Source organism: Acinetobacter variabilis (assembly GCF_000369625.1).
GTDB lineage: Bacteria > Pseudomonadota > Gammaproteobacteria > Pseudomonadales > Moraxellaceae > Acinetobacter > Acinetobacter variabilis.
In genome coordinates, this window is record NZ_KB850113.1 from 1,218,659 (window position 1) to 1,239,904 (window position 21,246).

Sequence of the window (21,246 nt, forward strand, 5' to 3'; positions counted from 1 at the left end):
CACTTCGCATTTTGGATTAGACCGCGTATCATTTCATCTCGTAGTGAATAAACCTTATTCATCTCCGACAATATTTAACCATTGTATTTAAAATCAGGGATTTATATGTCACAGGCGAATGCCAGCAAAAAGGCACCTACCGCTAAACCAGAAATTGTTGCTGATACCCAACTTAAGGAGTTCCGTACTCCCCCGCACAATTTAGCGATTGAACAGGCTGTACTTGCTGCCCTTATGACTGTGGCTGAATCTTTTGAACAAGTCGGCGATGTGCTGACTGAAAATGATTTTTATGCGACCCGGCATAAATATATTTTCCGTGCCATTGAACAGCTTTCTAAGGAAAACTCGCCTTATGATGCAGTACTGGTACATGACTGGCTGATCAAACAGAACTTACTCGATGCTGTCGGTGGTGAAGAATATTTAATGCAGCTGATGGCTGACTCCCCTTCAAGTTTCTATAACCTGGAAACCTATGCGGGTAAAATTAAAGAGTTCTCTACTTTACGTAGCATGATCAAAGTCAGCTCTGAAATTTTACAGAATGCCTATGACACTAAAGGCCGTCCAGTGAGTGAAATTCTGGATCTGGCTGAAACCAATATTTTCTCGATTGCCGAACAACATAATAACAATGCCAAGGCTCAAGGCCCCAAAGCCATCAATACTGTTGTAGCTGACGTATTCGACAAGTTGAATGAACTGTCCCAATTAGAAGGTTCAATTACCGGTTTAACTACGGGATTCGTAGAACTGGACAATAAAACTTCTGGTATGCAGGCCGGTGACTTGATTATTGTCGCAGCTCGTCCTTCTATGGGTAAAACCACCTTTGCCATGAATTTGGTCGAAAGTGTGCTGTTTAACAACAACCTCCCTGCGCTGGTCTATTCGATGGAAATGCCAGCGGATTCGATTGCGATGCGTTTGATTTCATCTTTCGGCCGCGTGCATCAAGGGCATTTACGTGCCGGTAAAATGGACAGTGATGAATGGTCTAAGGTGACCAGTACCATTGTACATTTACAGGAAAAGCATCTTTATATCGATGACTCCTCTGCACTACCACCGACTGAGGTTCGTGCGCGTGCGCGTCGTATTGCCAAAATGCATGGTGGTAAACTCGGTTGTATCATGGTCGATTATCTTCAGTTGATGAAAGTGCCGGGTATGGGTGATAACCGTGTAGGCGAGATCTCGGAGATTTCTCGCAGCTTAAAAGCCTTGGCTAAAGAAATGCAATGTCCTGTGATTGCCTTATCACAGTTGAACCGTTCTCTGGAGAACCGTCCAAACAAACGCCCGGTAATGTCTGACCTTCGTGAATCTGGTGCGATCGAGCAGGATGCCGATTTGATCATGTTTATTTACCGTGACGAGGTTTATAACAAGGAATCCAAAGAAGCTGGTACTGCCGAGATTATTATTGGAAAACAGCGTAATGGTCCAATTGGTACAGTTCGTCTGGCATTTGAAGGTCAATATACCCGTTTCAGTAACCTCTCTCCTGAATTCTATGCCCAATATGATGATGAAGAATAAGCACTCAAGGTTAATTTGATTCCAAAAAAGAGGCCGAAATGGTCTCTTTTTTATTTAGAATGCCTGCTGTGCATGAAATTATATAAATGAGCATGTCCATTTATGGCAGATAGGTCTACAATATTTGCAATTTTGAAATGACCGCTTTTGTTTTCACAATCCTGTTATTTCTCTCCCTCTTTTGTGTGTTCCACACGATATTATTTTTGTCATCCCGCAGGAGTATCTAGGGTGCGCCAAGCTACAGTTTATATTGACAGTGAAGCACTGCAATATAATTTAAACCGTGTCAAACAACTTGCCCCAACCGCTAAAATCGTCAGCATGGTCAAAGCCAATGCTTACGGACATGGAGTTAAAGACTGCTTAGCAGCCTTAAAAGATAGTGATACCTTTGGGGTCGCCTGTCTGGAAGAAGCCCTGGAAATTCGTGAACTCGGCTACCAGCAACCCATTACCCTGATCGAAGGCATTTTCTCTGCAGATGAAATGCAGGTTGTGATCGATCAGAATATTGAAGTCATTGTGCATCATCAGCCACAACTGGACTGGTTACTGGCAAATAAAGAAGCCTATATTGCGAAAGGCTTGAAAGTCTGGGTGAAACTCAACAGCGGTATGAACCGTCTTGGTTTTAAAATTGATGTGATTAAAGATGTGATCAATCAACTAAAAGCAGAAGGTTTTACCTGCGTGCTGGCGATGCACTTTGCCAATGCTGATGCGGAACATCCACTCAATGAACAGCAAATCCAGCAGTTCCTTGAAGTGAAAAATGACTGCGCACCTTTAATGGGTTCTTGTTGTAATTCAGCTGCGATCTATAAATATCCAGAATTGCATTTTGACTTTGTGCGTCCAGGTATCATGCTTTACGGCGCGACTCCATTTGCAGACAAAACTGTACATGATCTGGATCTAAAACCAGTCATGACTTTTACTGCGGAAGTGATTGCACTAAACAATATCAAAGCGGGTGAACATGTCGGCTATGGTTCTACTTTCACTGCTGATCAAGATATGACTTTAGCCATTGTTTCTATCGGTTATGGTGATGGTTATCCACGTGCTTTCCCGAAACAGAACTATGTAGCGATTAATGATCAGCAAACCCGTGTGATTGGCCGTGTGGCAATGGACATGATTGCCATTGATGCAACTGGTCTCAATCTGGAATTAGGTACTGAAGTCGAACTATGGGGCAAATCCCGTCTGGTTGATGATGTAGCTGAAGCCAATGGTACGATTGGTTATGAATTACTTTGCCGTATGTCTGCCCGCCCGGTACGCAAACTGGTTTAAAGAAAAACTAGCCAAAAATAATGAAGCCCAATATAAATTGGGCTTTTTTATACGGTCAGTATTTAAGCTAATTTTTGCTCTTCATTTTCGATTAATGACAGTTCAAGTAATAAAGCATCTACTTGTTCCTGGTTAAAATCATTAGGCGTAAAAACTTCAAGCCCCATCTCTTGGCAGAATTGTTGAATGGAACTGCGTTTAGAAATGTATTTCATCGACCAGTCGCCAAAAGTACGCTGCTCAATCTCTTTAGTTTCAAATAGTTTAATATTTTTATGGCGTGAATCTTTAGATAGTCTCTCTGTCAGTAAAGCTTTTAAAACCAGACATTCACCTTCCAAGCACTGGAAAAAATGTCCATCAGCAAAATAAAGCACCCCTGTTATTTGATTAGGATGATTAAAATCACGTGCTTTTTTAAGGATATCCGTTAAATCTTGAAGTAAGTCGGCTTTGGACGAGGTACTTTCACTGGCATAACAAAATTGGTACATGCGGCTAACCTCTATTCTTATCTATGCAATATCGTATAGAAGTTAGCACTGTACACTAAGCAGTCAATTTTTACTAATTCTTATAAGAAAAACTTATTTTTATTTCTATAAATATTATAAGAAATAATCATTCGATGGTGTAGGCAGCTCTGCCAAACCTTTCTTTAAAGTTTCTGACCATTGCCGACTGATATCCGTAAAATATTCATCGTCTTCAGCAATACGTTTACCTTTCGGCATCATCAAGCTGTCTTTTTTATAGACAAGTACATCCAGCGGCATACCGACAGATACATTTGAACGTAAGGTAGAAGCAAAAGAAATTAGAGAACAGCGTAATGCCTCATCGAGTGGCATATCATAGGTCAGAGCACGATCCAGAATCGGCTTACCATATTTACTTTCACCAATCTGGAAATATGGCGTATCCCGTGTCGCGCAAATAAAATTGCCTTGCGGATAAATATGATAGAGCTGCATTTCCTGATTTTTAATCTGGCCGCCGACCAGGAAATTACAATAGTAAGTACTTTGTTCTAAACTATCATCAGTCACATTGGCAATTACTTTTTTGAGCGTATTGCCCACCAGTTCCGCAACATCAAACATGGTGGGTAAACTCAGGATATTCGGTTCCTGCCTGAGTTCCAGCTGATTTCTGATATGTCCGATCACCGCCTGTGTTGTTGCCAGGTTTCCGGAGGCCTGGAGTACGATAACGCGCTCCCCATCTGCCCCAAAGGTATATAATTTTCGGAATACCGAAATGTGATCCACACCAGCATTGGTGCGTGTATCACTGATAAATAGCATACCTTGCTCTAAACGAAGGGCACAACAATACGTCATTTTTTGTCCTTATTAATGAATTAACATCCTAGTACCTGGACGATGGAATACATGGATTCCACACCGCCTTCTTCTCTTACACCACGTACTGGTGCAACATCCCAATAGTCGCGTCCCACCGCAACATAGACATGCGCACTTGGCGTAAATAACAGATTACTCACATCAAAACAGTACCATGCTTGTTCAACAAATACCTCAGCCCAAGCGTGGCTTGCCAAATGTGAGGCATTCTGTGCATAAAGATAACCTGATATATAACGTGATGGTAAACCTAAATGTTTACACATGGCGATAAAAATATGACTGTGATCCTGACAGACACCCTGACGTACTTCAAAGGCATCAATCGCAGAACCTTGTACCGTAGTACTATTTGATATATAAGGAACGTGTTCGAGTACGGCTTGGGCCAAGCCGATTAAATGTTTACGAGTTAATGCTGGAACATGCCGCTCTGCAAAATCCTTCATCTCTGCATTGCATTTTGTGGCTTCAGTCGGTTGTAAAAACAGATAGGGATTTAATGAATCATTTAAGCCCTGCTCATGCGCGAGTTTTAACTCAACGATGCCTTGTGCCATGATCATCAGGCTATGATAGGATTCACGCTGTGTACTGGTCATCCAGAGATTCTGAAAGGCATCATGCCGGATTACTTTCTGACCCGGTACACTGACATCCCAATAGTGCACTTTCTGGTGTTCATTGGTGGAAGGCATCATTTTGATGTACTGAATACTGTTCCTCACCTCAGCTGTGTACGTATATTGCGTTTGGTGATTCACCATCAATTTCATACATCAGCCTCGAACAAGCGATGAATATGATCACTAAACTGGTAAAACTGCTTCAGATCAGGTGCGGCACGTAACTGTGTCCAGTATTGCTTTACACTGCCCCAGCCAATTTCACAGAGTGTATCCACGATATAATCGATTTTACATAAGGTACGGGTCGTATCTTCACCGAGACGTAATTGCTGATCTAGCTGTTCTAGACATTGGCCCAGACTGAAAAACAGAAATACATCTGATGATTCTGCTTCCAGAATTTCGGCACAATCTGTCACGACATCGCAGATATAACCGGCATTCTGATCCGCAGTTTTAATCAGTTTCAGTAGTTCGGAATAGGCTTTGCCTGACAATACACCGCGCAATTCCTGAATATTGTCTTTTGCCACTTGAAACTGTTGGGTAAATGAAGTCGGCTGGGTGCTATCTAGAACCAGCTCATTTAAGGAACTGGCATCAAACGCAGGCAAACAGAAAGCATGTGCATAAGCCACAGCGGCTTCATCATCTAAAAATGGAAAATGCGAACATAAAAACTGGGTACGAGATAAATAACGGCCTAACCAAAAAATATGTTGCGCATTGGTATTTAACAAAACCATGACGTTATCCTTCTTTGGAATGTTATGAATGTAAGTTGTCGACTACCCAGGTATCTTTGATCCCGCCACCTTGCGATGAGTTGACCACCAGTGAGCCTGCCTGCATGGCTACCCGGGTCAGACCACCTGGCACAATTTCAGTGCGGTAAGGTGAGCTCAAGACAAAAGGACGTAGATCAATATGTCGTTCAGCAATACCAAAATTGCTTAAAGTCGGACTGACCGACAAATCCAAAGTTGGCTGCGCAATATATAAATGCGGCGCAGCTAAAATCTTATCTCTGAAAATATCAATATGCTGTTGAGAGGCTTGTGGCCCAATCAGCATGCCGTAACCGCCAGAACCTTGTGCTTCCTTGACGACCAGCTGATCCAAATTTGCCAACACATAGTCCAGATCTTCCGGATTACGGCATTGGTAGGTTGGAACATTATTTAAAATTGGTTTTTCACCTAAATAAAAATGAATCATTTTATCGACATAAGGATAAATCGATTTATCATCTGCCACACCTGTACCCGGTGCATTTGTAATTACAACATTATGTTGTAAATATGCGGACATTAAGCCCGGAACACCCAAAGTACTATCTGGTTTAAAGCACAGTGGATCAAGATAGGCGTCGTCGACCCTTCTATAAATAACATCAACCTGTTGACGCCCACGTATCGTTTTTACATAAACCTTAGAGTTCTCAACAAAAAGATCACGTGATGTCACTAAAGGTACATCCATGTCCCTTGCAAGGCAAGCATGTTCATAGTAAGCACTATTGAAACGACCCGGAGTCAAAACCACAATGAATGGATTATCGGTATAGGCATTTTCCGCCAGAATTTCTCTTAAGAGTTTTGGATATTGCTCAATACCGGCAATATTGGATTGCTCAAACACTTTTGGCATTAACTTCTGGCTGATCTTGCGGCATTCCAGCATATAGGACACACCAGACGGCGTTCTCAGGTTATCTTCCAGTACATAAAATTCGCCTTTGGAATCCCGGATAATATCAATCCCGCTAATCTGGCTATAGATACTGCCTTTCAAATGATGCTGATACATATGCGGCTGATACGCTTCATGGGTCAGTACCTGAAGTTCAGGAACAATATTGGCTTTGAGAATATCCTGCTGATGATAAATATCATGCAGAAACAGGTTTAAGGCACGAACACGCTGTGCTGAACCGAGTGCCACCATATTCCACTGTTTACGGGCAATCACCCGTGGGATTACATCAAACGGAATAGTCCGCTCAGTGCCTTGCTCATCGCCGTATACGGTAAACGTAATACCATCAGAAAGAAAATGTTCTTTTGCTACTTCATTTAGCTGATTCAGTTCATCCAGTGTATGCTGTGACAGCCATTCTTCAAGTCGTTGACCTGCCTGACTGTTCATCACCTGATGATCACGCATTTCATTGAAAAATTTCGAAGAAATCTCTTGGTATAAAAAATGCGGACTATGTTTGATTGAAATATTGAGTGCTGTAGTATCTGTAAAATTTTTGCTTAAATCTGCTGCAGTATGATTTTCTACTGTTGTAATAGTATTTGTATCCTGGCTTTCTTTTAGCATACAAACCTCTTCATTGTAATCTATTATAATAAAATCAGAGCAATATCCATGCCATGACATCCGTTTCGAAGTATGCATTAACCCAGTAAAGTGCCTATTCACTCAATATCATTTTTCGCCAAGATGTTTACGGATTGTAGGTCAATTGTTGCGCAGAATAACTTGCGAAAAAAAGCCAGATTTTTTATTGTGGTAAGCTCATATTTAATTTGTTTCCATTGATTGCCAGTAAAAATACATTATGTCAGCACAAGAAAAAGAAACCTCCAATAGCCTTTACCGCCAATGGCAAATCTTGTCGCGTCTTTCTACCGGAAAATGGATGGGAACCCGTGAACTCCAGGAAATCTTGAATCGTGAAGGGATCGAGATCAGTTTGCGTACTATTCAGCGTGACCTGAACCAGATTGCCCAGCGTTTTCCGATTGAGAGCAGTAAAACCACGCCACAAGGCTGGCGCTGGCGTTCAGATGCGCCCATTCAAAGCTTGCCGCATATGACCAGTTCACAGGCGGTGACTTTTATGATGGTGGAAGAACATCTCAAACACCTACTGCCACCTAGTCTGATTGAAGAAATGAACCCCTGGTTTGATCTGGCTCGACGCAGCCTGTCATCACAAAATAATGTACGGCAATGGATTAACCGGGTCAGAATCGTGCCTGCCACTCAGCCACTTATTCCGCCTGTAGTCGATAAAACGGCCCAACAGGCGATTTACGAAGGCCTGTTACAGGACAAACAGCTGGAATGTGTTTATCAGGGTCGTGGTCATAATGGCGAAGAGAAAACCTATATTTTAAATCCGCTGGCATTAGTACAAAAAGGTTCAATTATCTATCTGGTCTGTACCCGTCATGATAAATCGGATATTCAAACCTTTGCCCTGCACCGTTTTAAATCAGCGGTGGTGCTGAATTCTCGTGCCCTGCATCCGGTAAATTTTGATATTGATGAATACATCGAATCTGGCGCTTTAGGATTCCGGGTCGATTTTAACCAGCCAACAGAAAATGTATTACTTCAACTGAGCATGCCTGAATCTGATGCACACTATTTTGAGGAAAGTCAGCTCAGCAAAGATCAAAACATTGAAAAAATTGAAAATGGCATGGCTCTGATTAGTGCGACTGTGCCTTTTACCTCGCAACTGGTCTGGTGGTTACGCAGTTTTGGTAATAAAATCAAAAACATCGAACCAAAAATAGTGGCAGATGCTGTTTACCAAGTGAATGAAACTGATTCAGTCTCTTCCAAAGAATAAAAAAGTCCCCATTTTGGGGACCTGATCAATTTATTATTTTATTTTTATTATTGCTCTGGTGATCTGTTACTGAGCCGGTCTGCTTTCCTCTTGCCCCAGAAAACAGACCGGATGTGTCACATTAGAAATTAAAGAGTCTGATAACATGAGCAAGCCAGCTCTGCATTATTAAAACGGATCGATTTTTTTGTCATAATTTACACTCCTGCTGTGGGGATAAAAATCACTATAGAGCGCTTAAGCCTGTTTTTGAAATAAAAAGAATGCATGCCTTTTGCACAATTTTTTCATAGAAGATTATTTGGAAAATTTATTATCTATCTAGAAGATAAGTATGGCGGCCATTAAAAGACTTTCAGCAAGTTTATAAAATTAAAAAACAATTCTATGCTTGTATAAGCCAGGCAGCTCTGCACATTATTAAACGCTATCGTAGTGGAAATAGGAATTTAATTTCATAATGGCTAACCCTGCGCAATTAGTACGACACAAATTACTTAATACTTTCTTTTCACGGCACTCGGTCTGGTTTGCCTGCATCACCATCGCCGTTATTTTTACGATTTTTCATATCGGTTATGAACCGCGCTATATCTATTATTTTATGCCGGCAACTTTGGTGAATACCTTATGGATCGTCAGTATTCTGCTGAGCCTGCTAGGCCTATATGATGTCTTGCAGAACAGACATTCAATCTTAAAAAATTACCCGATTATGGGTCATTTCCGCTTTATCTTTGAAGAATTCCGTCCTGAAATTCGTCAGTATTTTATTGAAGCGGATCGGGATGCCCTGCCATTTTCACGTATGCAGCGCAGTCTGGTGTATCAACGGGCTAAAAATGAAAATTCAGATAAGCCCTTCGGCTCGATCATAAATGTCTATGAAGAAAATTATAAGTTTATTAGCCATTCCCTTACCCCTTGCAGACCTGCCGATCCAGAAACCTTTCGTATTCTAATCGGCAATGAGCAATGTACCCAGCCTTATTCTGCTTCCATTTTGAATATCTCGGCTATGAGTTTCGGAAGTTTAAGTGCCAATGCGGTTCGGGCTTTGAATCTTGGTGCGCAAAAAGGCAAATTCTTTCATGATACCGGGGAAGGTAGTATCAGCCCTTATCATCTGGAACATGGCGGTGACATTGTCTGGGAAATTGGTAGCGGATATTTTGGTTGTCGGACCTTAGAGGGTCAGTTTGATCCGGTGAAATTTGCAGAAAAAGCCAAGCTACCTCAAGTAAAGATGATTGAAATCAAGCTTTCACAAGGCGCAAAGCCTGGACATGGCGGGATTTTACCTAAAGCCAAGATTTCAGAAGAAATTGCTCAGATTCGCGGGATTAGCCGTGAACATGATTGTGTCTCACCTTCTGGTCATCCAGCGTTTAAAACTCCCATTGAAATGATGAATTTCATTCAACAACTGCGCGAGCTTTCTGAAGGTAAGCCAGTCGGATTCAAACTTTGTCTGGGTCAACCTTGGCAATTTATGAGTATGGTGAAAGCCATGCTACATACCAAAATTTATCCTGATTTTATTGTGGTAGATGGATCTGAGGGCGGTACCGGTGCTGCACCAATTGAATTGATTGACTATATGGGTACTCCTTTAAGAGAAGGCCTTTTGTTTGTGCACAATACCTTGGTCGGTGCAGGATTGAGAGACAAGATTAAAATTGGTGCAAGCGGGAAAATTATCAGTGCTTTTGATATTGCCAGTACCATGGCGCTTGGCGCAGATTGGGTCAATTCAGCGCGCGGATTCATGTTTGCAGTCGGATGTATTCAGGCACAAAGTTGTCATACCAATCAATGCCCAGTAGGAGTGACTACTCAGGATAAAGAGCGTCAAAAAGCACTACATGTCCCGACTAAGGCAGAGCGAGTGTTTTATTTCCATAAAAATACAATGCATGCCCTGTCTGAGCTCATCGCTTCAGCAGGTTTAAAACATCCTTCTGCCATTAAGCCGCATCATTTGGCACAGCGAATCAGCAATCATGAAATCAAGAACTTTGCCCAGATTCATTTCTGGCTTAAAGAAGGCGAATTATTACATTGCGAAAATAAAGATGAGGAAAACTTTTATTTCCGTATGTGGAATATGGCCAAACTGGAAAGTTTTTGAGCCTATAAGAATCAAAAATTAGTCAAATTAGACAAAAAAAGGGCGTTTACTAAAACGCCTTTTTTTAATTGAGAGTGTCACAGTCTAATAATAGGTCTTACTGCCATGCGCATGTAAAAAGGCTGGAATTAAACCTGTGAGTGCTGCACGGATATCCGCGCGTTCATTAATCAATTGATGTGAACCTTCTTCCAGCATTAACAAAGTTTGCAGGCGGAACTTGCGACGGATAAATTCAATGTTATAACGCCAGTCCACTGTCTGATCCTGAGCACCTTGAGCTAACCAGACAGGGATTCGGCAGGCTGGACGTGCTTCCATTTCCAGCATCCAGCGTGACATCGCCAGAATCCAATCCATGCCCATCATGCGGGGTTGCAAAGGATCTTTAAGTCGGATAAAGCGCAGAAATTCAGGATTATGGTTATTACGGCGGAAATGACGTGGTACTTCACGCTTGATCCGGCTGATAATGCCGAGACCGAGCGGATTGTGCCACCAGGCAGTTTTAGCTGGACGAATCAATGGTGACAATAACAGCACGCGATCTACAAACGGATTTTCGCGTCGTTCTGCAAATTCGAGCAAATGATGCATCCAGATCGCACCACCGGTACTTTGTCCAATGCCAACCCAAGGTTTAGGTAACTGCTCGGCATGCTTCACATAACGATATACCGCATGCAAAACCTGCTGGTAATGATCAAAATTCTGGATACTGGCAGATGAACCATCGCTGAGACCATGCCCCGGCAGGTCATAGGTCAGGACGCTAAAGCCCTGTTCCAGCAACTCACGTACAATCGGCTGATAAATTCCGCTATGTTCCAGATATCCATGTAATAGAAAGGCCGTTCCCTGAATCTTGTCAAAACGGGTATTTTCCAGATTGGGTGTAAATACCTGCACATGCAGTTTAAACAGCGGCATCTGTACATAACCCTGCCAATGCTTGCAATCCAGCAAATCGAAACCATACAGTCTGCGATAAGACAGCAGATCAATAGTGGGCTGGTCATCCCTGTTCAGGTTTAAGGGCTGTAAAAGCTGTGGCGTTGTTTCCCTGCTTGGAACAGGTAAATCCAGCTGTTTCAGGATGGTCGGGTTTAAAAACGGAATATCAGACATTAAGGCACCTCCCGACAGTCACTGGAGCCAAACCACATATCGCGGATAGTGGCCAGCATTTCATAATTGGCACGGCGACTATGATCATAATTTTGTCGACTTGGACGCCAACGGGTCAAGGACTTCGGCATCGGTGCTTCCACTGGAATAGTTTGAATGCCATTTAATGCAAACAGACGACGGGTACGTGGCATATGATAACGGTCGGTAATCAGAATCACAGTCGGTGCTCCACCTTTTTTTTGCAATAATAATGAGCTGAAACGGGTATTTTCACAGGTATTCATGCTACGGTCTTCAAGCAATTTGGCATCGACATTGTAATTTTGTAACCAGCGCTGCATATACGGCGCTTCCACACCACTCAATACGATCGGTAACTGATACTGTTTTTCAACTGCGAGTGTGGTTTCCAGACGCAAACGGGTATAGTCATTGACCACAATATCCTTACCATTTTCATGCAAGGTTAGACCACCACCTAAGACCACAATGGCATAAGGCTTAGATTGATTGACCGGTTTTTGTTGCTGTTGTTCTTGCAGTAAAGCCAGATCTTCCTTGATTTCCTCTTTCGCTGTGACCTGAACGGCACTCGCTTCTTCATCTTCTAAAGGATGAGTTGTCAAGAATTCAATATATTGCTCAACGCGTTCTTTGTTTTCATTACTGTCCCACTCCAGCAGTTCGCGGACCTTCTGAGTTGGGTCAACGGCTTCAACAGGTTCTTGCTGGGACAATAAAGGCACTTGTGCAGGCTGATTCTGTTCTGCTTTTTCTTCCTGCTGTTCACGCTGATGTTCTTCAATCATCTGTTGCAGTATCTTGTAGCGTGCCTGAATCAGCATCAGATTGGCAGAATGATTTTTCTGGATATCCTGTTCCATCACATGTAAATAAGCCTGACGGGCAATCCACTGATCAGAACCTGGTTCGAGCGTATCATCTTCACTCAGGGAAGCCATTTTCTGGCTTTGTGCTGCAACTTCGTTAATTTCAAAGGACACAAATCGATTGAGTCCCTTAACCACAAGCTGCGAATAAAATGGCGAATAGATTAACATCACCAGACAGCCGAAAAATACAAACAGTCCTGCGACGATTTGTACTAAACGGACCATCCAATGGGTGTTTTTCATATACGTTATTTATCCTGATGAGATCGAATTAAGCCTTTACAATCAAATAATACCGGTTCAGGTTCGAGCATAATCTTGAATTTGTCCCAGACAGCCTGCTGTACTGCGCCATAGGTTTGACGGACATCCTTCAGAGAAGCATGACCATAGTTCACCAGAACCAGTGCCTGTTTATGGAACATGCCTACTGGCCCAAGCTGTTTCCCCTTCCAGCCTGCCTGATCAATCAGCCAGCCTGCCGCCATTTTAACCTGATCATTGGCCTGCGGATAATGGGGCAAATCAGGAAAATGCACAGCAATTTGGTAAAAAACCTGTTGATTTACGATAGGATTTTTAAAGAAACTTCCCACGTTTGGAAATTCTTTAGGATCAGGCAGTTTGCTCTGACGAATCCGGATCACCTGCCGCTGCAAGTTTTCTGCTGTGAGATTATCACCCACCGCTGCTTTAAGATCACCATAATTCAGTTTCAGATTTACCTGTTTTAGTAATTTAAAAGTAACGTGTGTAATCACATAACGTGTTGGATCATCTTTAAAAATACTATGACGATAGGAAAAATGACAGTCTGCGGCAGGAATGGAATCAAATTTTTTCAGCTTACGGTCATAGACCTCTACCGCATGAATAAATTCGCCGACCTCGACACCGTATGCCCCAATATTCTGCACTGGAGATGCGCCGACTAGCCCGGGAATCAGGGCCAGATTCTGCAAACCATAGAATTTCTGTTCTGTCGTCCAGAGTACGAAGTCATGCCAAACTTGGCCCCCGCCTACCCGCAGACATTGATGCTGCTCATTTCCTTCCAGCATTTCAATGCCCTGAATATCCATATGCAGGACGAGTGCATCAATCTGTTCCGGCAATAACATATTGCTACCGCCAGAAAGAATTAACACATTCAGTTGTTGCTGCTCAGCAAACTCCAGTGCGGCAATCAGATCATCAGTTGATTGGATCTGGCTGTAATAAGCGGCAATCGCTTCAAGATTTAGCGTGTTAAAAGGTTTAAGTTGAACCTGAGTCTGAATCTGCATGACTTAAACCTTTTCTGTTTGATGTTGTTTAAAAATTTCTACCCAAGCCCGACTGCTGGACTCACATTGGTTCAGGACACGCTCAAAACCATCTGCCCCGCCATAATATGGGTCTGGCAAAGCCTGTTTTGGATAGTGCTGATCATGTTCACTCATTAAAGCAACCTGGGCACGCAGGTGTCCGAATTCTGCCTCTGCCTGATGCTGAAGCGCGTGAATATCCGCCAGATTTTCCAGATCCATCGCCAGAATCAGATCATAGTCAATAAAATCATGGGTTTTAAGTTGACGTGCACGCAGACCGGAAAGATCATAACCTCGCTTTAAGGCATGCTGCTGGCTACGCAAATCAGGTGCTTTCCCCGGATGGTAATTACTGGTTCCTGCTGAGTCGACCACAATATCGAGTTTCTGTTCATCACAATAATGTCTGAGTACCACTTCTGCCGTGGGAGAACGACAAATATTTCCCAAACAAACACATAACACCTTATATGGCGTTCTGGATGACATAAACAACCTCAGAGTTAATCATTTTCAAGATACTTATGTTAAGTTATTTAACTGATGAATCCTATATCACCGCCCCATAATAATTTTGTATTTGCGATAAAAATTAAAGGATAAAGACATGAATCGATTTCAGTTTCAAACCGTTCCCAACATCATCGCCGGCCTCGGTACGATTCAGGAATTATCCTCTATTCTCAAACAGGGCCGTTATCAGCGTGTTTTACTGGTCACTGACCCAGGTATGCTACAGCATCAATTACACCTGCCTATTCTGGAAATTATTGAAGATGCGGGACTAGATTATGCAATTTATTCCGATGTACAGGTCGATCCACCTGAGCATGTAGTGCTTGAAGCCGCAGATTTTGCCAAACAGGAAAATGTCGATATCGTAATTGGCTTTGGTGGTGGCAGCTCTATGGATGTCGCCAAGCTGATTGCAATCTTGAGTCATCCAGCACAGCACCAATCTTTATCCGATTTGTATGGCGTAAATCAGGCCACTGGCCCTCGTTTGCCCTTGATTTTAGTTCCTACCACTGCAGGTACAGGATCTGAAGTCACCCCAATTTCAATTGTCACTACCGGTGAAACCACAAAAACCGGCATTGTGGCACCGATCCTGTTTGCGGATACTGCCATTCTGGATGCAACATTTACCCAAAATCTGCCACCTTTAATTACTGCTGCGACCGGCATTGATGCCATGGTTCATGCTATTGAAGCTTATACTTCTAAAATCAAAAAAAATCCTTATTCCGATATGCTGGCCAAGCATGCTTTGAAACTGTTAAATGCCAATCTTCAACGTGTGCTGGACGATGGTCAGGATCTGGAAGCACGTCAAAACATGCTGGTTGGCTCGATGTTGGCAGGTCAAGCCTTTGCCAATGCACCAGTGGGTGCTGTACATGCGTTGGCTTATCCGCTAGGTGGACATTTCCATATTTCGCATGGACATAGTAATGCACTGGTATTAACTGAAGTGATGAAATTTAATACACCGGATGCCAAAGCCCTCTATGCCGAACTGATGTGCTGGTTAGATCCGCAAAGCAAAGGCTGCCATGATGGCCTGACTGACCTGTTTATTGATCATTTTAATAACCATCTGGTGAAAAGTGGCTTAACCCTGAAACTCAAACAGTTAGGAATTCCTGAACATATGCTGATGATCATGGCCGAAGATGCCATGAAACAGGGCCGCCTGTTACAGAACAATCCACGTGAACTTACTCTGGAAGATGCTTACAACATCTATCAGTCGATTTATTAAATTTAGGTTTATTTTTTAACTCAGCAGACCTAGTCACTACAAGTTATTTTAAAATATGAAAGCAGCTCTTAAACAACGTGAACATTATTCATTTTTTCTGCCGATACAGACTCGTTGGGCAGACAATGATCTGTATGGCCATGTCAATAATGTCACTTATTACAGCTATTTTGATACGGTCGCGAATGCCCTCTTGATTCAGGAAGCCGCATTTGATCCCAAATATTCTCCAATAATTGGACTGGTGGTCAGCTCGCAATGCCAGTTCAATCAGGAGCTGTCTTATCCGGAAATTATAGAGGTAGGTGTCGCCATAGAAAAAATGGGTAATAGTTCTCTCAGCTATGATCTGGCAATCTTCAAAATGAACTCTGATACGGCAGCAGCTCAAGGCAGTTTCGTGCATGTGTTTGTCGATCGCTACACACGAAAAAGCACCCCGATTCCAGCTGAAATGCGGGATGCTTTAGCGCGTTTTGTCTCAGTATAAGATTATTTTATTTCAGCTGAATATTGTGCAATTCACCATCAAACTGTTCTAGCAAGTCACGTACAGCCGGTTCAGCCTGCAACAGCTCTTCTGCACGTTTAAAAGCACGTACTTTACGTTCTTGCTGCATGGTATATGGCGTTAACTGCTCTACATCTTCAAACTTCACCTGGAAAATGGTCTGCGGCCATTGTTCCCGCAAAGCTGCTTCCAGATGATGTTGTAGCTGCGACAAAAGCGGCTGATAACGCTCTGGAATATGAAATACCGATGCTGCATTAATCTGGCCGGTCATGATGCCATACTGAGCCAGTTCCTGAACTGCTGGAGATAACTGGCTGTTACGAAACCAGAATTCCCATTTTTCTACCGTCCATTCACCTTGCATATTCTGTACCGGAATTTGCAGAATATCCTGAGGCATCAGATTACGGTCTGTAGAAATATTTGTATTTGCGATTTGAGTTGATGCAGCCTCTGTCTGAGTAGAAATTTCTGGCCGGCTTTCATCTGCTTTATGAATCACTTGTTCTGATCCAGGAGTCGAGGCATCCAGATTAAACTCCGGTTCTTGTTCTACTAGTGCAGCAGTATCATTTTCAGGAATGAATTCTTCTAAGAGGAAATCATCACTGCTGGCTTCAGGGCTGGATGGAACAGGTTCTGCAGGAACATCGTCAAAACCAAACAGACCATCTTCCAGGTTTGGATCAAATACAATTTGTTCAGACTCAGATTGTTCTACTCTAGTTGATTCAGCTTGTATAACTTGAGGCTCAGAATTGGTTTCTGGCTCGTCTTCATCCAGAAAGTCATCCGAAGATAGTTCAGACTGTGCAGTGACTGGATTATCATCCTGATCGTCTTCATAGTCATCATCTAAGGAAAAATCTTCTACAGCTTGAGCAACCGGAGCACTTTCCTGCTGCGTTATCTGATTTTGTTGTGAAGCTGAAGCAGCAGGTACAGCTTGTTGTATCTGAGCTGTATTAGTTGGAATTTCATTGGGCTGTAGCGGACGGAAGGCTAGCAAACGCAGCACCGTCATCTCAAAGCCTTGCTCCTGCGTAACCGCAAGCTGTAGGTCAGCCCGGCCTTTACAGGCAATCTGATAATACAGCTGCAAATCTTGTGCTGAAATTAAAGCCGATAACTGCATGATCTTTTGATTGATCTCGGCACTGTATTTCAGGCTTAAATCTGGCAGATATTGTAATAAAGCCAGTTCATGCAAGGTAGAAATCAGCTGATCTAAAACCAGTGATACATCCAGCGCCTGCTGACGGAACTGCAATAACAATTCGCTGACACGTGCTTTCTGGTTTTGATGAATCGCCAGAATCAGATCATAAATAATTGTTCGGTCGATCAAGCCCAGCATGTCTTTGACATCCTGATGCTGGATCGCCCCCTGACCATAGGCAATCGCCTGATCGGTTAAGGATAAGGCATCACGAAGCGAGCCCTGAGCAGATTCAGCAATCTGCCAGATCGCATCCTGATCAGCCTGAATGCTTTCTTTCGTCAGGATATTGCCCAGATGTTCGGTAATTTCATCAACAGCCAATGGACGCAAAGTAAATTGCAGGCAGCGAGAAATAACGGTAATCGGCAGCTTTTGTGGATCTGTGGTAGCGAACAGGAATTTGACATGCTCCGGTGGTTCTTCCAGTGTCTTTAATAGAGCATTGAAAGAATGCGTGGACAGCATATGTACTTCATCGATCAGATAAACCTTGAAACGACCCTGAGTTGGCGCATAAGGGACATTGTCCAGCAGCTCACGGGTATCTTCGACTTTGGTACGTGATGCCGCATCGATCTCGATCAGGTCAATAAAACGGCCTTCATTGACGGCGGTACAGGTCGGACATACCTCACAAGGAGTTGATGTAATACCGGTTTCACAGTTCAAGCACTTCGCCAAAATACGTGCAATCGTGGTTTTACCAACACCACGCGTTCCCGTAAACAAATAGGCATGGTGCAAACGGCCACGCTCCAGTGCACTAGTTAAAGCACGTGAAACATGGTTTTGACCGACCAATTCGTTGAAATTGCGGGGACGGTATTTTCGCGCAAGTACTTGATACATGTATGCTCCTTTTTACAGGTCTAAGCATACTGTTTTTTTATAAAATAGTGAATGAATTAATCAGTTATGATCTGGAGAGATAGGCCTATCAAACTGATTTAAATCAACTATCTCGAAGCTGTTTGCTCCATTTTTATGCCTGAGTGAAATATCAGAATAGTTTTTGTATATTTGAAAGATAAAATATCTATTGATCTTCCATCTATTTGAGTAGATGAATACAATCTTAAAAATAAAAATTTCTGATCGAAGGTAAAGAATTGAGTTGAATCTGCTTAAGCGAATCGCCCTAAAATAAAATCACTCTGCATCTGGTAACGTTTACCGCTTTTGTCTTCACGGATTTCCAGCACATGCTCTTCCAGATCAACATACAGTAAATTACGAGTTGCTACATTCACCAGCTCAATTTTCTGATAAGAATCATCCTGAAAACGAATTGGACCACTAAAGGTTTCCACCCCATTATGACCACTCAGGCTTTCACGCTGCAAAGTATAAGTCTGATCTTCATACAGAGTTAGCATGACAGCCATACCTGGGCAATCATCACAACGCGACAAGCAGCCCATACAAGGAGTTGTACCCTGATACTCTCCCGCCCATGCTGGAATCTGCGCCTTGGCTTCAACAATAGTATTTTTAGCTGACTGGGATTGATCCTGACAACCGAATAAAGCACCGGTTGCCACTAAGGGAATCAGTATTACTTTTTTCATGATTTCATTTCGCAGCGCTGGAATTTGCCACAAAATAGCATATTTTAAATGACTGACTAAACTCCCAAATCAAGGATATTCAGTTAGCGCCAGCCTTTTCTTCCTGTCAATACCGCATCAGCACAGCGCAAAGTTTCCTGCGTCAGCCCCCAAAGACGGTAATCTCCAGTTAATGAACCTGTGGGGAAGTTATGGGTATAGGCAAAACTTAAACTGCGTTCCGGATCGCACCAGGCACCAGAACCGTTAAAGCCCATATGACCGAAACCTGTAGAGGCTTTACCCAAGGTCAAAATACGGTGATAACCCAGACGCCAGTGCATGGGTACAGGCATCACCCGATCACGATGGGTATATTGCACCTGGTTTAGTCGCTGCAATACTGGAGGTGAAATCAACTGCTGGCCTTGCCAGGCACCGTGATTGGCCAACATCACATAGATTTTTGCCAGACTCTCTGCAGTAAAGACGCCATTAGCCGAAGGAATAATTGCCTGTAAACCTTCATCACTAAAGAAGTTAAAATTCTTCATGCCTTTAGGAATCATGCCATCTTGAAAATCTTGTGGACTCTGACCACTCCAGATCAGGGCGCGCTCTATTAAACCGGGTTTGCGTGCGGCTACTTTTTTGCCTTTAGAAGATTGAGATGCAGACTTTGCTTTAAAGATCGGTCGTGCAACTCGAGGCAGTTCATCCAGCGGCACACTAAAATAGGCACCATTTAATTGCAGAGGCTGAACCAGATATTCCTGCATTAATTGGTTTAATGATTTACCGGTTGCCTTTTCCAATACTCCACCCACTTGCCATCCAAAAGTCAAAGGTTGATAAGCGGCATCTGTCGTGGTCTGAAAACGTGGTTCAGCTGCCGCGATCCGCTCCAGCATGTGTGACCAGTCAGCCATTTCAGTGGCATCATCAATGATATTACGGATATCAAACAAGCCACTTTGATGGCTCAGCATATGTGCCAAAGTAATCGACCGTTTACCTTTCTGGGCAAATTCAGGCCAGTATTCTGCAACTGATCTGTCATAGTCCAGATAACCTTTACTGACCAGAATATGCGCTAGGGTTGCTAGTACACCTTTGCCAGTGGAATAGCATAGTGACATGGTATCGGGCTGCCAGTTTTCTGTGGCAGACTTCTTTCCGGTATAAATATCGACAACTTTTTGTCGCTGAAAATATACGACAAGTGCTGCACCACCCTGTTCAGTACGTGCATCCTGTAGGCGGCTAAACTGACGAGCAAGGTCGCGAAAACGCGCATCTACATTGCCCTGATAATTATGCTGATCAGCAAACAGATAATCTTTAATTGGCTGCATCATTCTATCCATAGAATTTTGATCCCTTAAAATGAAAAAGCCTAAATCGAGTTTAGGCTTTTAATTCAGATTTAAATTGCTTTTACATGGCCGGTCACATGCGGCTTCTGGTTCTTGCTGTTTCGGATCAGGAAATCTGTATCATTCGCTGCTTGAGCAGTCAGGAACTCAACTTTAGAGGGTAAATACATCGGCAACTTGAACCAGACATCGGCTTCATAGGCATCCGGCAAGGATAGATTAGCCAGTGCTTTGGCTTTGCTCCACATACCATGTGCAATCGCCTGTTTAAAACCAAAAGCCTTCGCTGTAACAGCATGAATATGAATCAGGTTAAAATCCCCTGAGGTCATGGCATAACGGCGGCCGGTATTTTCTGAAATTTTCCATTCAGTATTCAGCTTATAGTCCGGCGCTTTACTTTCTGCCGATTTTGCAGCAGCTTTAGCATCAGTCTTTTGACGTGAAAGATAAGTCGTTAATGCCTCAACGACGACTTCATTGCCTACTTTGACTGTGGTAATAAAATCAAACTGAACTCCTTTGTCATGTGGATGTAATTCACCAAACTTGCATGACAAGGTTAAAGTCTCATTTACACCGACTTTACGGTATTGCTTGACCTGATTACGGATATGTACCAGTCCTAAAATCGGGAACGGAAATGCTTCCGAGGTCATCATGTGCATTTGCAGGCTTTGAGACAGCACGGTCAAATAAATAGCTGGAATATAACCATTATTTTTAAAGCCACATACTTCATTATAAGCTTTTAAATGTTTCTGATCGACCTTGAATGAATCCACCACATATTCAACTTGCGGTAGAACTTTTTCAGCTTTCGGCTTTTTAAAAATCAAGCCTTGAATCACTTTTGGATAGGCTAAATAAGGTTTTGGAAGTTGACTAAAATGGCGCGTATTCATACTGAACCTTTGGAAAT

General features: G+C 42.8%; 19 protein-coding genes. 6 read left to right on the plus strand and 13 right to left on the minus strand.

The features are described 5' to 3' along the window. Positions 1–105: 105 nt before the first annotated feature. Both dnaB and alr read left to right on the plus strand, forming a co-directional pair. Complete coding sequence (gene dnaB, locus F897_RS11545) at positions 106–1,545, plus strand: replicative DNA helicase (protein WP_004783882.1); 1,440 nt, start codon at positions 106–108, stop codon at positions 1,543–1,545. A 231-nt stretch (positions 1,546–1,776) separates the two neighbouring features. Beyond that, positions 1,777–2,847 (plus strand): alanine racemase, encoded by a 1,071-nt coding sequence (alr, locus tag F897_RS11550; protein ID WP_005236027.1) that lies wholly within the window; start codon positions 1,777–1,779, stop codon positions 2,845–2,847. A 62-nt stretch (positions 2,848–2,909) separates the two neighbouring features. On the opposite strand, the gene F897_RS11555 is transcribed toward alr, so the two are convergent. From F897_RS11555 to F897_RS11575, 5 genes are all read right to left on the minus strand, one after another. Beyond that, a complete protein-coding gene (locus F897_RS11555) occupies positions 2,910–3,341 on the minus strand; it encodes a BLUF domain-containing protein (protein WP_005236029.1) in 432 nt (143 codons plus the stop codon). A gap of 114 nt (positions 3,342–3,455) precedes the next feature. After that, the gene (locus F897_RS11560; RefSeq protein WP_005236031.1) at positions 3,456–4,190 is read right to left on the minus strand and encodes a proteasome-type protease; all 735 of its coding nucleotides are present in this window, start codon (positions 4,188–4,190) and stop codon (positions 3,456–3,458) included. A 20-nt stretch (positions 4,191–4,210) separates the two neighbouring features. Further along, positions 4,211–4,990 carry a transglutaminase family protein gene (locus tag F897_RS11565; RefSeq protein ID WP_005236032.1) on the minus strand — a complete coding sequence of 260 codons (780 nt, stop codon included), beginning with the start codon at positions 4,988–4,990 and terminating at the stop codon, positions 4,211–4,213. Further along, on the minus strand, positions 4,987–5,589 hold the full coding sequence (locus F897_RS11570; RefSeq protein WP_004783892.1) for an alpha-E domain-containing protein: 603 nt from the start codon (positions 5,587–5,589) through the stop codon (positions 4,987–4,989). Before F897_RS11570 ends, F897_RS11565 begins: the two co-directional genes overlap by 4 nt. Positions 5,590–5,611: 22 nt before the next feature. Beyond that, positions 5,612–7,171, minus strand: coding sequence for a circularly permuted type 2 ATP-grasp protein (locus tag F897_RS11575; RefSeq protein WP_005236033.1), 1,560 nt, complete (start codon positions 7,169–7,171; stop codon positions 5,612–5,614). 241 nt (positions 7,172–7,412) lie between these two features. On the opposite strand from F897_RS11575, the gene F897_RS11580 reads away from it, so the two are divergent. Both F897_RS11580 and F897_RS11585 read left to right on the plus strand, forming a co-directional pair. Next, on the plus strand, positions 7,413–8,435 hold the full coding sequence (locus F897_RS11580) for a helix-turn-helix transcriptional regulator (protein WP_005236034.1): 1,023 nt from the start codon (positions 7,413–7,415) through the stop codon (positions 8,433–8,435). A 460-nt stretch (positions 8,436–8,895) separates the two neighbouring features. After that, positions 8,896–10,566 carry an FMN-binding glutamate synthase family protein gene (locus F897_RS11585; RefSeq protein ID WP_005236035.1) on the plus strand — a complete coding sequence of 557 codons (1,671 nt, stop codon included), beginning with the start codon at positions 8,896–8,898 and terminating at the stop codon, positions 10,564–10,566. An 84-nt stretch (positions 10,567–10,650) separates the two neighbouring features. Here the strand turns inward: F897_RS11585 and F897_RS11590 are convergent, their stop codons facing one another. The 4 genes from F897_RS11590 to F897_RS11605 are packed head-to-tail and all read right to left on the minus strand — an operon-like array spanning position 10,651 to position 14,389. Beyond that, a complete protein-coding gene (locus tag F897_RS11590) occupies positions 10,651–11,694 on the minus strand; it encodes an alpha/beta hydrolase (protein WP_005236036.1) in 1,044 nt (347 codons plus the stop codon). Then, positions 11,694–12,833 (minus strand): YdcF family protein, encoded by a 1,140-nt coding sequence (locus F897_RS11595; protein WP_005236039.1) that lies wholly within the window; start codon positions 12,831–12,833, stop codon positions 11,694–11,696. Before F897_RS11595 ends, F897_RS11590 begins: the two co-directional genes overlap by 1 nt. A gap of 5 nt (positions 12,834–12,838) precedes the next feature. Further along, positions 12,839–13,876: a UDP-N-acetylmuramate dehydrogenase gene (gene murB / locus F897_RS11600; RefSeq protein WP_005236046.1), complete on the minus strand. Its 1,038-nt coding sequence runs from the start codon at positions 13,874–13,876 to the stop codon at positions 12,839–12,841. A 3-nt stretch (positions 13,877–13,879) separates the two neighbouring features. Further along, positions 13,880–14,389, minus strand: a complete 510-nt coding sequence (locus tag F897_RS11605) for a low molecular weight protein-tyrosine-phosphatase (protein WP_005236052.1) — start codon at positions 14,387–14,389, stop codon at positions 13,880–13,882. A 118-nt stretch (positions 14,390–14,507) separates the two neighbouring features. Here F897_RS11605 and F897_RS11610 point away from each other — a divergent pair, with 118 nt between their 5' ends. Together F897_RS11610 and F897_RS11615 are read left to right on the plus strand one after the other, a co-directional pair. Next, positions 14,508–15,665 carry an iron-containing alcohol dehydrogenase gene (locus F897_RS11610; protein ID WP_005236054.1) on the plus strand — a complete coding sequence of 386 codons (1,158 nt, stop codon included), beginning with the start codon at positions 14,508–14,510 and terminating at the stop codon, positions 15,663–15,665. A 55-nt stretch (positions 15,666–15,720) separates the two neighbouring features. Continuing rightward, positions 15,721–16,155, plus strand: a complete 435-nt coding sequence (locus F897_RS11615; protein ID WP_005236056.1) for an acyl-CoA thioesterase — start codon at positions 15,721–15,723, stop codon at positions 16,153–16,155. 7 nt (positions 16,156–16,162) lie between these two features. Here F897_RS11615 and dnaX read toward each other — a convergent pair whose 3' ends face one another. From dnaX to F897_RS11635, 4 genes are all read right to left on the minus strand, one after another. Next, positions 16,163–18,250 carry a DNA polymerase III subunit gamma/tau gene (gene dnaX / locus F897_RS11620; RefSeq protein WP_005236058.1) on the minus strand — a complete coding sequence of 696 codons (2,088 nt, stop codon included), beginning with the start codon at positions 18,248–18,250 and terminating at the stop codon, positions 16,163–16,165. Between the two features lie 275 nt (positions 18,251–18,525). Continuing rightward, complete coding sequence (locus F897_RS11625) at positions 18,526–18,969, minus strand: copper resistance protein NlpE N-terminal domain-containing protein (RefSeq protein WP_005236059.1); 444 nt, start codon at positions 18,967–18,969, stop codon at positions 18,526–18,528. An 83-nt stretch (positions 18,970–19,052) separates the two neighbouring features. Then, entirely contained in the window at positions 19,053–20,315 is a 1,263-nt protein-coding gene (locus tag F897_RS11630; protein ID WP_005236061.1) for a serine hydrolase domain-containing protein, read from the minus strand. 59 nt (positions 20,316–20,374) lie between these two features. Beyond that, positions 20,375–21,229 (minus strand): MaoC family dehydratase, encoded by an 855-nt coding sequence (locus tag F897_RS11635; RefSeq protein WP_005236063.1) that lies wholly within the window; start codon positions 21,227–21,229, stop codon positions 20,375–20,377. Positions 21,230–21,246: the final 17 nt, after the last annotated feature.